Raw genomic sequence first — 13680 nt, 5'->3', positions numbered from 1 at the left:
CCTCTCCTTCCGGTGCACACAGTCTCGCCGCACGACATGCATTTCGGATATATCCTTTGATAAGGCCCCTGTCATGGTCGGTGATCAGGGAAGGGGGAGTCGCACCGGGCAGTACGCCATGGCAGGGATGCATGATCGCCGGGTCGGTGCGCAGAAGGGAGAGTCGCCTCAGACTGGGGACTCGTACAGTCAGTACGCTGCCGTGGTTGGTTCGTCGTTGAGGACAAAGAGACCCGTCAGCGTGACCTGTTGAGCAAGGAGGACAGGTATGGCTTCAAGCTCGCCGTGGGATCCGGTGCCGGCCGCAGCGCCCGCATCTTCCATCACCCGATTCATCAAGGGCAGTCGGATGACATGGTTCTATGCGCTCTGGGTCTATCACAAGGGAGATGGCTGGACCATCTGGCTTGGGTGCCCCAAAGACAAGATTGTCCGCCTGGTTCGTCTGTTTCGCCGTCATCACGACATCGGATTGCCGGATGAGCCCTGGACTGCCCCCGTCATCCCGCTGCGCGTCCCCCTGAGACGTGCCCAGCCGCAGCACAGGCTGCGGCCCTGATCCCTCTTCCTGTACAGACAAGAGCCCCGCCAGAGCGGGGCTCTTGTTTTGGCGCCGATGCGGCTTATCCATGGCACAGACGCTTTCCCGCCGGGATGCAAGACTAGCCATCGGCGGGGGCTGGCGGGTTACAATGACCCCTACCGGTTTTGCCCCCAGGGCTTCTAACATAAGCAAGGCTTTGTTTTATATGGTTAAACCACGCTTTTACCTGTTGCTGTTGCTGTTCATCGGCGCCATTGCGGCGGCTTATTACTGGAGTCAGCCCGCGGTGCCGGAACAGGCCGATTACTACCCGGCGGGGCGAGACATCAATCCGTTTGCCCTCACGGATGCGGATGCACAGCCCTTTACCCCTGCCAACCTGACGGGACACTGGAGCTTTCTGTTCATCGGTTACACCTACTGCCCGGATGTCTGTCCGACCACGCTGGCGGATCTGCGCAGCGTCTATCCGGCGTTGAAGAAGATAGCCCCCACTAGCCAGGTGGTATTCATCTCGGCGGATCCCCAGCGGGATGACAGCGCCCGCCTGAAGAGCTATACCGCCTTCTTCGAGCCCGAGTTCAAGGCGGCGACCGCACCTCACAGTACCCTCTTTCCTCTGGTCCGCAATCTGGGGCTGGTCTATTCCATCGTGGAAGGGGATCGCAAGGACTACCTGATCGACCACTCCGCCTCCATCGTGCTGATCAACCCCGAGGGGAAGCTGGTGGCCACCTTCCGACCCAAAGTAGCACCGGGTGAGGTGCCCCACGTGGACATGCAGGCCATGGTGGCCGACTTCGCGCGCATCGTGCGGCTGGTTGGCGAGTGAGCCCGGCGCGCACCATGCTGATTCCCGCCTGGCTGAAGGATCCTCGCCGCCACAGAGCCGTCTTCGCCCTGGCCCTGCCCATGGTGTTCTCCAACGTCACCACGCCCTTGCTGGGGCTGGTGGACACCTGGGTGATCGGTCATCTTGGCCAGGCCTGGTTTCTCGGCGGCGTCTCGGTCGGTGCGACCTTCATCAATCTGCTGTTCTGGTTGCTTGGCTTCCTGCGCATGTCCACCACAGGGCTGACCGCTCAGGCTCAAGGTGCAGCCCATGCCGAAGGGCAGCTCGACACCCTGGCGCGGGCCCTGGGCTTGGCGATCGGACTGGGCATGGCGCTGTTGCTCCTGTTGTTGCCGTTCCTGCCGGCCATCATCGCCCTCGGTGGCGGCTCTTCCGAGGTACAGACCTATGCCGGTCAATATGTGTCGGTGCGGGTCTGGAGCGCCCCGGCGGCCTTGTGCAATCTGGTCATCATGGGGTGGTTGCTGGGCATGCAGGATGCACGCAGTCCCATGCTGCTGCTGATCCTGGGCAATCTCGTCAACATGGTGCTGGATGCCTGGTTCGTGCTGGGATTGGGCTGGCAGGTGAAAGGGGTGGCCGCAGCGTCCCTGCTGGCGGATTACAGCACGCTCGGGGTGGGGCTCTGGCTGGTGAGCCGGCATCTGCGCCGACTTGATCCCGGGGTGTGGCACAACGCCTGGCTGCGTTGGCGCCAGTGGCCGGCCCTGCTACGGCTGCTCGCCCTGAACCGGGATATTTTCATCCGCTCCCTGTGCCTGCAACTCTGCTTCGTGTTCATGACTCTACAGGGGGCCAGGCTGGGGGATGTGGCGGTGGCCGCCAATGCGGTGCTGCTCAATTTCCTGATGCTGATTTCCTACGGGCTGGATGGATTTGCCTATGCGGTGGAAGCCATGGTAGGGCGCGCCATCGGGCGGCGTGATAGGCCGCTGCTGCGGGAGGCCATCGTCCTCAATCTGGGCTGGGCGCTGCTGATCGCCCTGGCATTCACCCTCTCGTTTGCCCTGGGGGGCCACTGGCTCATCCGTCACATTACCGACATACCGGCGGTGATCGCCGAGGCGCAACGTCAGCTCCCCTGGCTGGTGGCCATGCCGCTGCTGGCGGTCTGGTGCTTCCTGCTGGATGGGGTCTTTATCGGCGCCACCCGGGCCCGGGAGATGCGCAACAGCATGCTGGTGGCGGTGTTTGCCGGCTTCTTTCCCATCTGGTGGTTCTGCCAGGGATGGGGTGTGGCGGCCCTGTGGGCCGCCATGAGTGCCCTGATGGCCGGTCGTGGCCTGACGCTGGGCTGGCTCTGCTGGCGACTGGAGCGTGATGGACGGCTGCTGGCGGGGCAGGGGACGGCGCAGTCAGTCTGAATCCTGGCCACCTTGCCAATATCGTCAGCGGTCAGAGCGAGCCTGAATAGTCGAACTGTCGCCAGCTCTCGTAGACGAACACCGCGACAGCGTTGGCCAGATTCATGCTGCGGCTCTGGGGCAGCATGGGGATGCGCAGCCGCTGCTCGAATGGCAGGCTCTCGATGATCTCCATGGGCAGGCCTCGGCTCTCGGGCCCGAACAGCAGGGCGTCACCGGGGGCAAACCGGGCCGCCGAGTGGGCGGTGCGTCCCTTGGTGGTGCAGGCAAAGACCCGTTGGGGGGCGATGGCCGCCAGAAACGCCTCATAGTCAGGCCAGCGCTTGATGTCGGCAAACTCGTGATAGTCGAGCCCGGCCCGCTTGACCCGTTTGTCATCCCACTCGAACCCCAGAGGCTCTATCAGGTGCAACCGGTAGCCGGTATTGGCGCAGAGGCGAATGATGTTGCCGGTGTTGGGGGGGATTTCCGGTTGGTAGAGCACGATATCGAGCATGGAAGGATCCTGGGCTGGTGCGAAACGGGCGCCAGCATACCCAGCACCCGTGCCGATGAAAAGGGGGAGGTCAGGGCATGGGCAGACGGATGGTGATGACCAGTCCGGTCGGCTGATTGCTGCTGGCCCGGATGGTCCCCCCATGACGCTGGATCGCCTCGGCGGCGATGGCAAGGCCGAGACCGGTGCCCCCGGTCTTGGCGTTGCGGGCATCGTCCACCCGAAAGAAGGGCAGGAACAACCGGGGCTGCTGCTCCACCGGCACGCCAGGGCCGTCATCCCGTATGGTCATCACCCACTCCCGTCCCTCCCGGTACCAGTCCACCTTGATGAACTCGCGGGCATACTTGAGGGCGTTGCGCAGCGGGTTTTCCAGGGCGCGGGCCAACAGTTCCGGCCACATGGTGAGGGATTCGGCGGGCAGGGAAGGGAGCCTGAGCTGTTTGCCGTTCTGGTTTGCCTCGAACATGGCGTCGTCCAGGATGGGCTCCAGCAGCTCCGCCAGGGGCAGCGTCACTGGCGCCTCCACATGTTGCTGCACCCGCGACAGATCCAGCAGATCCCCTATCAGCTTGTCGAGCCGGGCTATCTCCCCTTCGATGCGCGCCAGCTCGGCGCTGTCCCCCTGCTTGCGGCGGATCAGCGCCTGTGCGAGCTGGATGCGGGTCAGGGGGCTGCGCAGCTCGTGGGAGATGTCGGAGAGCAGCTGCTTCTGCTTCTGGATCATGTCCTTGAGGGTATCGACCATGCGACTGACATGTTCGGCCAGCTGGCCTATCTCGTCGCGCCGCCCCAGGTTGGGGATCTGTATTTCCAGGTTGCCCTGGGCGAGTTGGGAGACCGACTGCTGCAACTGCAGTATGGGGCGGGTCAGGCGCCAGGCGAGCAACAGACAGAGCGGGGTGCTGACCAGCATGGCGATGCCCAGGATCTGGATGGGGTGATCCAGGATCTGGATGAAGAGGAACAGGTAGGAGTTTTCGACATTCAGACCGAAATAGACGTGATAGGTCTGGCCGTGATGGACCATCTGGAAGGGGCCGGCGATGGCGCGCTGGTGTTCGCTGCCCAGCATGGGCTTGGCCGGGTTGTCCGAGTCGAGCATGAAACGGATCACGAACTTGCTTAGCCGGGTGCTGGACTGCATCTGCCCCTTGGCATCGCGTAGATAGATGTTGTCCACCGGCAAGAGGCCCGCGGCATCGATGGCCTTGGCCAGATCGAAATCCTGCTCGGGATCCGCGCCCCGTTGCAGCGCCGCCAGGTTGTTGTTGAGACGGGTGATCTCGTGGGCCGGCAGCGGGATGATGTTGCGGGGGTCCAGGGTGGGGAGGATTACCACCGCGGCCACGACCAGCAGCAGGATGAACCAGAACCAGAGGAAGATCTGGGTGGAAAGGCCGTTGAAGGTGCGGGCCGATTTCATGCCTGCTCCAGCCACAGGTAGCCTCGTCCCCGCACCGTCTTGAAGCGGGGCTGGCCGTCGGCCCGCTCCGGCAGCTTCTTGCGCAGGTTGCTCAGGTGCATGTCGATGGCCCGATCGAAAGGTTCGAGCTTCTTGCCCAGCACCTGCTCGGAGAGCAGGCCCTTGCTGACGATCTGGCCCGGATTGCGCAGCAGGCACTCCAGCAGGCCGAACTCGGTGGCGGTGAGTTCCAGCAACTGATCGTCGCAGCGAGCCTGTTGCAGGCCGGGCTGCAGCACCAGATCCATGAAGCGCACCTCTTCCGAGCTGCCGCCGCGCTGGGGAGCCTGGCTCTGGGTTCGACGCAGGATGGCGCGCACCCGGGCCAGCAGCTCCCTGTCGTCGAACGGCTTGGCGAGATAGTCGTCGGCACCGGCCTCCAGCCCGTTGACCCGATCCTGGCTGTCGCCACGGGCGGTCAGCATCAACACCGGGGTGTCGTGGGTCTTGCGCAGCCGGGTCAGCATGGCGAAGCCGTTGAGTCTGGGCATCATGACGTCCAGCAGCACCAGGTCGAATGCCTGTTCTGCCAGTCGCTGCAATCCCTCTTCCCCATCCTCGGCGACAGTGACCTCAAACCCCTCCAGGGTCAGGATTTCGGTGAGCAGCTGGGTCAGTTCGAGATCGTCGTCGACCAGGAGTATTTTGTTCATCTGGGAGTCACTCTGTTGATTTTGCACGCCAAACTGACGTCCGGGTCAGGGTATAATAAGTTTTTACGCGTCGGAGGAAAGCCGGTTTTGAGCCACCAACACTATTCCCGCTGGGTCACCCTGGCCAGCATGGCCGCTGTGACCACCGCCACCCTGCTCATCCTGGGCAAACTGATCGCCTGGCTGATGACGGATTCATCCAGCCTGCTGGCATCCCTGACCGATTCCTTCATGGACATCAGCGCCTCTCTCATCAATCTGCTGGCCATCCGTTATGCGCTGGCCCCTGCCGACGAAGAGCATCGCTTCGGCCACGGCAAGGCGGAGTCCCTGGCGGGTCTGGTGCAGTCGGCCTTCATCTCGGGGTCCGCCCTGCTGCTGGTGATGCACGGCATCTCGTCGATGCTGAATCAGGTGCCCGTGGTGCGCCTGGAGGCGGGGATCTGGGTCAGCGTCGGCTCCATCGTGCTGACCCTGTTGCTGGTGAGCTTCCAGGGCTTTGTCATCCGCAAGACCAACAGTGTGGCCATCAAGGCCGACATGCTGCACTACCGTTCCGACCTGCTGCTCAATGGCGGCGTGCTGGTGGCACTGGTGCTGGCGGGGCAGGGGTGGTACTGGGCCGACGGCCTGTTTGCCATTCTGATCGGTCTGTTCCTGGTGTGGGGGGCTGTCCATATCGGCTACGAATCGGTGCAGGCCCTGCTCGATCGTCAGTTGCCAGAGGAGGAACAAGCGAGAATAATGGCCCTCTGCTGCGCCGTAGAGGGGGTGCATGGCGTACATGACCTGCGTACCCGCCAATCCGGGCCGACCCGTTTCGTGCAGTTGCATCTGGAACTCGATGATCAACTGCCTCTGGTCAGGGCCCATCAGATAGCCGACGAGGCTGAACTGGCCGTCCGCCAGGCCTTCGAGCGGATGGATGTGATCATTCACATGGACCCCATCTCGGTGCTGACAAAAGAACGACAAAGCACTCACCCTGAACAACAGTAGGCTGCAACATGGATGATCTGGTTGCCAGAACCTGGCAAAAAATTCAGCAGGAAGCGCAGAGCATGGCGGCCCAGGAGCCCATGCTGGCCAGCTTCTTTCATTCCACCATTCTCAATCACCGGGATTTGCGCTCGGCGCTGAGCTTCCAGCTTGCCAACAAGCTCGACAGCACCACCATGCCTGCCATCGCCTTGCGGGAAGTGATCGAGCTGGCCCTGCGCAGCGAGCCCGAGCTGCTGGCCGCAGTGGCCGCCGACATCTGCGCGGTGCAGGATCGCGACCCGGCGGTCGACCTCTTCTCCACCCCGCTGCTCTACCTCAAGGGATTCCATGCTCTTCAGGGGTATCGGGTGGCCAACTGGTTGTGGCGTCAGGGACGCCGTGCCCTGGCGCTCTATCTGCAAAACCAGATCTCCGTGGTGTTCGGCGTGGATGTACACCCGGCCGCCCGCATCGGCAAGGGCATCATGTTTGACCATGCCACCGGTATCGTGGTCGGCGAAACCGCCGTCATCGAGAACGACGTCTCCATCCTGCAGAGTGTGACTCTGGGGGGGACCGGCAAGGAGAGTGGCGATCGCCACCCCAAAATCCGGGAAGGGGTGATGATAGGGGCGGGGGCCAAGGTGCTCGGCAACATCGAGGTGGGCGTCGGTGCCAAGATCGGTGCCGGCAGCGTGGTGATCAACCCGGTGCCGCCTCACACCACGGTCGCTGGCGTGCCCGCCAGGATTGTGGGCCGCCCCGAGTGCGACAAACCTTCCCTGGACATGGATCAGTGCCTCTGATCCCCTGACCGAGGCCGTTGTATGGTCAAGCGCTGGTCAGGCTTTCTGATCCTGGGGATGTGGCTGCTCAACCTGCTGCACCTTTATCTGGACTTCTCCCCCTGGCCCGCCGCCATCGCGGCCTGGGCCGCCTCCCTGCTCACCTGGCCCTGGCTGGTGGGTGCCGCACGGCGCCAGGCGCTAGCCCTCTACGGCGCGGCGCTCCTGCTGCTGCTCTTTTCCTGGTGGCGAGGGGCCAGCCTCAGCCCCGGTGACTGGCTCTTGCCGAACATCAACATGCTGACCATGTTTGCCGCAGTGAGCACCCTCAATCTGGCTACCTCCGGCCTCTTGACCGGCACCGCCTCCTGGTCCGGTCGCAAGGGGCTGTGGAGCACCATGGCCAGCCTCAATCTGCTGGGGGCCGTCATCAATCTTTCGGTGCTCTTCATCATCGGCGATCGGCTGGAGCGCAACGGGACGCTGGAGCGGCGTCAGGTCATGGTGCTGAGCCGGATCTTCTGTGCGGCTGCGTTTTGGTCCCCCTTCTTCGTCGCCATGGCGGTGGCCCTCACCTATGCACCGGGTCTGCAACTGGGCAGCATACTGCCTTTTGGCATACTGGCGGCCTTGCTGGCCATGGGGCTGACGGCCTGGCAGGTAGAGCGACTCGGCGTGGAGACCTTTGAAGGTTATCCGCTGCGGCTCCAGACCCTGGGGCTACCGGTGACCCTGGCACTGCTGGTGCTGGTGATCCACCGTTTCTGGCCCGGACTCAGCATTCTGGCGGTGATCGCCCTGGTGGCGCCCTTGCTGGCCTTGCTGTTCATGCCGCAAGCGGGGCGAGGGGCAGCTCTCAAGCGCCAGGTGGTGGAGCGCTTCCCGGCCATCGGTGGCCAGCTTGTGCTGTTTCTGGGGGCCGGCCTGCTGGCGGCTGGCATCAACAGCGCGCTGTCAGTACTGGACTTTGGCAGTGGCCACGGCCTGCCGCTGTTCAACCACTTCGGCTGGCTGGAAGCCTGCCTGACCCTGCTGCTGATCTTCCTGGTGGCCATAGTGGGCGTGCATCCTCTCATCAGCATCTCGGGGGTGGCGCCGCTGCTCTGGCCGCTGGCACCGGATCCCAGCCTGCTTGGCATGTGCTTCCTCATGGGGTGGGGGCTGGCGACCGGGACGAGCCCGCTCTCCGGCTCCAATCTGGCGCTGGCGTCCCGCTACAGCCTGAGCGCCGGGCTGCTGCTGCGCTGGAACCTGCTCTACGGCCTGTTGATGTACGCCGTGGCCTGTCTGATGATGGGGGGCTTCATCGCCTTGCATGGCTGATGGTGGCATCGGCAGGAGGGCGGGTTATGCCACGGCGGACGCCCGGGATCGAGGTTCCTGCTGCCTGCGAGAAAAACCGACGCATATTTAAGCAATACCGGGCCGCAGGGCGCATTTTGCAACGTGCTGGCTTGTTTGTGTCGAGCGCATCAGGGTATGCTGGCTCCACGCGCTTGAATCGCCCTCTGTGGGGCATCGCAATTGAACATACAGGTATGCATATGTCACTAGAAGTCCTTGAGCAACTCGAATCCAAAGTACAATCCGCCGTCGACAATATCTCCTTGCTGAAGATGGAGCTGGACGAGCTGAAAGAGCAGAACAGCAAGCTGCAAGACGAAAACCACCAACTGCGCAACGAGCACGTTGCCTGGCAAGAGCGTCTGCGTGCCCTGCTGGGCAAGATGGACCAGATGGGCGATGCCATCTGATTCCGTCTAGACTGACCGGAATGAAAGCGGGCCGCTCCTTGAGCGGCCCGCTTGTTTTGGTCTGCCGGGCAATCAGAGTGCCAGCAGCTGTTTGACGGTCTTCTCGATGCCGTCCGCCGCCTCCACAATATTGTTGGCCAGCATGTAGGCAGGAGTGGAGATGACCTTGCGCTCCTGATCCACCACGAATTCGCTCACCGGGCAGTCGAGATGACTGCCACCCATGGCTTCGATGGCGTTGGCGGCGCCCTCGTCGTTGCCAATGGTGGCCAGGGTGCCTGCCCCATAGATGAGCGGGATCATGGCCGGTGCGATGCAGATGTAGGCGGCCGGTTTGCAGGCTCTGGCAAAGCTCTGGCAAGCCTTCAGCACATCCGGCTGGATGCGGCACTCTGCGCCCTTGATGGCGAAGTCACACAGGTTCTTGGCGGCGCCGAAGCCGCCCGGCACCAGCAGGGCGTCGAAGTCGGCTGCATCCAGTTCAGCTACATCCCTGATCTGGCCGCGACAGATGCGGGCCGCCTCGACCAGCACGTTGCGGCTCTCTCCCTCGCTGACCTCGCCGGTCAGGTGATTGATGACATGAAGCTGAGGGACATTGGGGGCGAAGCATTGAACGGATGCTCCCTGACGGGCCAGCGCCAGCAGGCTGATGACGGCCTCGTGGATTTCGGCGCCGTCAAACACGCCACAACCACTCAAGATCACGGCCACTTTTTTCATGACAGACTCCTCGTTGTTGAAAATGTGAGCCAGGGTAGATTGTTGTACTTTTGTATGGTTATCGTTCGACCTCCGCTGGTCAAGTCATCTCCCTGTGCTAGGATTGTTTCGTTTTGGATCCTGCCTCAGTACCCCCCTTGAATTTTTTTCCACATTGATCGAGATCATGATGAGTGTGTCATGTTGAGTTTTCATGTTCTCAACGTAATGTTTTAAAAGATATTTTTTGTTTTAATCCACAGCTTTGTCACGGCCGTGATGCAATGGTGCCATTTTTGAGCACAGAGTTATCCACAGCAATATGCCCCACCGGTGCGCCGGGGTGATGGTGGGAGTCCCCTTGGTGTGGTGCGGGCCCTGTGGCATCCTAGCGGCTGTTTATTCTTGGCAGGACGATTTTCATGGCCTCTAGCAATCCTCTTATTCTGGTCGACGGCTCTTCATATCTTTACCGCGCCTTCTTTGCCTCGCAGCAGGCCGATCTGCGCACCTCGACCGGCTTGCCTAGCGGCGCCGTCCGTGTCATGGCCAACATGATGCGCAGCCTTCGCAAGCAGTACCCTGACTGCCACGTGGCCGTGGTGTTCGACGCCAAGGGCAAGACCTTCCGCGACGACATCTATCCCGAATACAAGGCAACACGCGCCAGCATGCCGGACGATCTGCGCAGCCAGGTCGCCCCTATCCACCAGATGATTAAGGCAATGGGTTTCCCCTTCCTGATGGTCGAAGGGGTGGAGGCTGACGACGTGATCGGCACCCTGGCCCGTCAGGCGACCGAGAAACAGTTGCCTGTGCTCATCAGCACCGGCGACAAGGACATGGCGCAGCTGGTCTCCGACCATGTCACCCTGATCGACACCATGAAGGATGTGAAGACCGATCGGGAAGGGGTGATCGAGAAGTTCGGCGTACCGCCCGAGCTCATCATCGATTACCTGGCGCTGATGGGGGACAAGGTGGACAACATTCCCGGCATGACAGGTGTCGGCGAGAAGACCGCACTGGCTCTGTTGCAGGGGATAGGCAGCATCGACGAGATCGCCGCCAACCTCGACAAAGTGGCGGCGCTCGGCTTCCGTGGCTCCAAGGCGTTCGCCGACAAGTTCCGCGAGCAGGAAGAGCAGGTGCGCCTTTCCTATGTGCTGGCCACCATCAAGACCGACGTGGCGCTGGAACAGAGCCTGGAAGAGTTGCAGCTTGGCCCCATCGACAAAGAGGCTCTGCTGGCGGTCTATCGCGAGTATGAGCTGCGCAACCTGATCAAAGAGCTGGAGTCCGGTGGCGCTGAGGAGAGCGAAGCCGAAAGTGATGAGGAAGGCGCCGCCCCGGCAGCCGCCATCGAAACCGACTATCGCTGCATCCTGGATGAGGCCGAATTCGACGAGTGGCTGGCACGGTTGCAGGCGGCGCCGCTGTTTGCCTTCGACACCGAGACCACCAGTCTCGACTATATGGAAGCGCGCGTCGTTGGCGTCTCCTTTGCCATCGAGCCGGGCAAGGCGGCCTACGTGCCCTTCGGCCATGATTATCTGGGAGCGCCTGTCCAGCTGAGCGAAGCGCTGGTGCTGGGCAAGCTCAAGCCGCTGCTGGAAGATCCGGCCTGTCTCAAGGTGGGGCAGAACCTCAAGTACGATCGCAACGTGCTGCTCAACCACGGTATCGAGCTGCAGGGTATCGCCTACGACACCATGCTCGAGTCCTATGTGCTCAACTCTACCGCCAGCCGCCACGACATGGATTCCCTGGCCCGCAGGTATCTGAACGTCGAGACCATCTCGTTCGAGGACATTGCTGGCAAGGGGGTCAAGCAGCTCACCTTCAACCAGATCGAACTGGAGCAGGCGGCTCCTTACGCGGCGGAAGATGCCGACATCACCCTGCGTCTGCATCAGGCACTGTGGGGCAAGCTCTCTGCCGAGCCGGGCCTTGCCAAGGTGTTCAGCGAGATCGAACTGCCGCTGCTGCCGGTGCTGGCGCGGATGGAGCGACTCGGTACCACCATCGAGCCCAAGCTGCTGCATCAGCAGAGCCAGGAGATCGAAGTGCGTCTGGCAGAGCTGGAGAAGCAGGCCCACGAGCTGGCCGGGCAGGAGTTCAATCTCTCCTCGCCCAAGCAGCTGGGTGAAATCCTCTTCACCAAGCTGGGGCTGCCGATCATCAAAAAGACCCCCAAGGGAGCGCCATCCACTGCGGAAGAGGTGCTGGCCGAGCTGGCGGAGACCTATGAGCTGCCGCGTTTGCTGATGGAGCACCGTGGCCTGGCCAAGCTCAAGTCCACCTACACCGACAAGCTGCCGCTGATGATCAAGCCGCAGACCGGGCGGGTGCACACTTCCTATCACCAGGCGGTGGCGGCGACCGGTCGACTGTCGTCCACCGACCCCAACCTGCAGAACATTCCGGTGCGCAACGAACAGGGGCGCCGCATTCGGCAGGCCTTCATTCCGTGCGCCGGTTACAAGCTGGTGGCGGCGGATTACTCCCAGATCGAGCTGCGCATCATGGCCCACCTCTCCGGTGACAAAGGGCTGCTGACCGCCTTTGCCGAGGGCAAGGACATCCACAAGGCGACCGCCGCCGAGGTATTCGGCGTCGCGCTCGATGCGGTGACCAGCGACATGCGTCGCAGCGCCAAGGCGATCAACTTTGGTCTCATCTATGGCATGAGTGCCTTCGGTCTGGCCAAGCAGCTGGGGATCGGTCGCGCCGAAGCGCAGAAGTACATGGATCTCTACTTCGAGCGCTACCCGGGTGTGCTGGAGTACATGGAGCGTACCCGCCAGCAGGCGGACGCCCAGGGCTATGTGGAGACTCTGTTTGGCCGTCGCCTCTATCTGCCGGATATCAAGTCTCGCAACGCGGGCCTGCGCAAGGCGGCCGAACGGGCCGCCATCAACGCCCCCATGCAGGGTACGGCTGCCGACATCATCAAGCGGGCCATGATCAACGTGGATGGCTGGATCCGGGGCATTGAAGACCAGTCGATCCGCATGTTGATGCAGGTGCACGATGAACTGGTGTTCGAGATCCGCGAAGAGAAGCTGGAAGAGTACATCGCCCTCATCAAGGAGAAGATGTCGGGTGCGGCCGAACTGGATGTGCCGCTGGTGGTGGAAGCGGGCACCGGTGACAACTGGGATCAGGCCCACTGATCCTGACCACAGTGATTGGCTAGCTATATAAGCAGAGAAGCCCGGCATCATGCCGGGCTTCCTGTTTGTGGCTGCAGGGTCAGGCCTCTTGCAGGTATTCATCCTTGAGCAGCACATAATTGTCGGCCGAGGTCTTCAGGAAGGCGATCTCGGCCGGCTTGAGAGGGCGGGCCTGCTTGACGGGATTGCCCATATAAAGAAAGCCGGCCTCGAGCCGCTTGCCTGGTGGCACCAGGCTGCCCGCCCCGATCATCACATCGTCTTCAACGATCACCCCATCCAGCAGGATGGCACCCATGCCGACCAGTACCCGGTCGCCTATGGTGCAGCCATGCAGCATCGCCTTGTGTCCGACCGTGACATCTTCGCCGATAAGCAGCGGATAGCCGCCAGGGTTGCTGGCACTCTTGCGGGTCAGGTGCAGCACTGTACCGTCCTGAATGTTGCTGCGCGCACCGATGCGGATATGGTTGACGTCCCCTCTGGCGGCCACCATGGGCCAGATGCTCGCATCGTCGCCGAGCTGGATATCCCCCACCAGGGTGGCGCAGGGATCCACATATACCCGATTGCCCAGTTGCGGGCATTTTCCCTTGTAAGGTCTTAGTCGCAAGTCCATCTTGGCCTCCTTGTTTTCGGCCATTCTAGCAAGACGACACCGGTTTCTGTGGATAAGTTTGTATAAAAGCTGTGCTTGGATATGAATAACTAAAAAAGTGCCGATTTTTACAATTTTATTGCAGAGGAGGGGTTGCCAGAAAGAATTCGCTCCCTATAATGCGCCTCCATCGACAGGGCAAGCGGCAACGCAAACAACCTCGTCGGTAACCTCGAAAAAGCCTCGTAAAATAAGGCTTGACTCGAGAAGGCGGTTGAGTAGAATGCCACTCCCGCAGCAGCCAAAAGC

14 protein-coding genes are annotated in these 13680 nt (G+C 61.9%); 8 read left to right on the top strand and 6 right to left on the bottom strand.

Annotation, left to right across the window (positions count from 1 at the left end; genetic code table 11):
- Nucleotides 1–268: 268 nt before the first annotated feature.
- From BGO64_RS17440 to dinF, 3 genes are all read left to right on the top strand, one after another.
- A complete protein-coding gene (locus tag BGO64_RS17440) occupies nucleotides 269–559 on the top strand; it encodes a hypothetical protein (protein ID WP_010672445.1) in 291 nt (96 codons plus the stop codon).
- 190 nt (nucleotides 560–749) lie between these two features.
- The gene (locus BGO64_RS17435) at nucleotides 750–1376 is read left to right on the top strand and encodes an SCO family protein (RefSeq protein WP_042879170.1); all 627 of its coding nucleotides are present in this window, start codon (nucleotides 750–752) and stop codon (nucleotides 1374–1376) included.
- A gap of 14 nt (nucleotides 1377–1390) precedes the next feature.
- Entirely contained in the window at nucleotides 1391–2761 is a 1371-nt protein-coding gene (gene dinF, locus BGO64_RS17430; RefSeq protein WP_236758551.1) for an MATE family efflux transporter DinF, read from the top strand.
- Nucleotides 2762–2792: 31 nt separating this feature from the next.
- On the opposite strand, the gene trmL is transcribed toward dinF, so the two are convergent.
- The 3 genes from trmL to BGO64_RS17415 form a co-directional block, all read right to left on the bottom strand.
- On the bottom strand, nucleotides 2793–3257 hold the full coding sequence (gene trmL / locus BGO64_RS17425) for a tRNA (uridine(34)/cytosine(34)/5-carboxymethylaminomethyluridine(34)-2'-O)-methyltransferase TrmL (protein ID WP_286701091.1): 465 nt from the start codon (nucleotides 3255–3257) through the stop codon (nucleotides 2793–2795).
- A 70-nt stretch (nucleotides 3258–3327) separates the two neighbouring features.
- Nucleotides 3328–4683 carry an ATP-binding protein gene (locus BGO64_RS17420; protein ID WP_039041147.1) on the bottom strand — a complete coding sequence of 452 codons (1356 nt, stop codon included), beginning with the start codon at nucleotides 4681–4683 and terminating at the stop codon, nucleotides 3328–3330.
- Nucleotides 4680–5375, bottom strand: a complete 696-nt coding sequence (locus BGO64_RS17415) for a response regulator (protein ID WP_010672450.1) — start codon at nucleotides 5373–5375, stop codon at nucleotides 4680–4682. The genes BGO64_RS17420 and BGO64_RS17415 overlap by 4 nt, the downstream gene beginning before the upstream one ends.
- Nucleotides 5376–5462: 87 nt before the next feature.
- Between BGO64_RS17415 and fieF the strand changes: the two genes are divergently transcribed.
- The 4 genes from fieF to BGO64_RS17395 all read left to right on the top strand — a co-directional run bounded on the left by fieF (nucleotide 5463) and on the right by BGO64_RS17395 (nucleotide 8895).
- On the top strand, nucleotides 5463–6374 hold the full coding sequence (gene fieF / locus BGO64_RS17410; protein ID WP_043155671.1) for a cation efflux pump FieF: 912 nt from the start codon (nucleotides 5463–5465) through the stop codon (nucleotides 6372–6374).
- Between the two features lie 8 nt (nucleotides 6375–6382).
- Entirely contained in the window at nucleotides 6383–7162 is a 780-nt protein-coding gene (gene cysE, locus BGO64_RS17405) for a serine O-acetyltransferase (protein ID WP_010672452.1), read from the top strand.
- A 21-nt stretch (nucleotides 7163–7183) separates the two neighbouring features.
- Complete coding sequence (locus BGO64_RS17400) at nucleotides 7184–8464, top strand: hypothetical protein (RefSeq protein WP_286701090.1); 1281 nt, start codon at nucleotides 7184–7186, stop codon at nucleotides 8462–8464.
- A 221-nt stretch (nucleotides 8465–8685) separates the two neighbouring features.
- Nucleotides 8686–8895 (top strand): cell division protein ZapB, encoded by a 210-nt coding sequence (locus BGO64_RS17395; RefSeq protein WP_010672454.1) that lies wholly within the window; start codon nucleotides 8686–8688, stop codon nucleotides 8893–8895.
- A 72-nt stretch (nucleotides 8896–8967) separates the two neighbouring features.
- On the opposite strand, the gene elbB is transcribed toward BGO64_RS17395, so the two are convergent.
- Nucleotides 8968–9618: an isoprenoid biosynthesis glyoxalase ElbB gene (gene elbB / locus BGO64_RS17390; protein ID WP_286701089.1), complete on the bottom strand. Its 651-nt coding sequence runs from the start codon at nucleotides 9616–9618 to the stop codon at nucleotides 8968–8970.
- A gap of 401 nt (nucleotides 9619–10019) precedes the next feature.
- On the opposite strand from elbB, the gene polA reads away from it, so the two are divergent.
- Complete coding sequence (gene polA / locus BGO64_RS17385) at nucleotides 10020–12773, top strand: DNA polymerase I (RefSeq protein ID WP_286701088.1); 2754 nt, start codon at nucleotides 10020–10022, stop codon at nucleotides 12771–12773.
- A gap of 79 nt (nucleotides 12774–12852) precedes the next feature.
- On the opposite strand, the gene BGO64_RS17380 is transcribed toward polA, so the two are convergent.
- The gene (locus tag BGO64_RS17380; protein WP_103244715.1) at nucleotides 12853–13392 is read right to left on the bottom strand and encodes a gamma carbonic anhydrase family protein; all 540 of its coding nucleotides are present in this window, start codon (nucleotides 13390–13392) and stop codon (nucleotides 12853–12855) included.
- A 107-nt stretch (nucleotides 13393–13499) separates the two neighbouring features.
- Nucleotides 13500–13680, bottom strand: a 181-nt coding sequence (locus BGO64_RS17375; protein WP_286701087.1) for a hypothetical protein, incomplete at its 5' end; no start/stop codon positions are given.

Source organism: Aeromonas sp. 62-46, from assembly GCF_001898585.1.
In the GTDB taxonomy this organism is placed as follows: Bacteria; Pseudomonadota; Gammaproteobacteria; order Enterobacterales; family Aeromonadaceae; genus Aeromonas; species Aeromonas caviae.
This window is presented reverse-complemented; position numbering and strand designations above follow the sequence as displayed.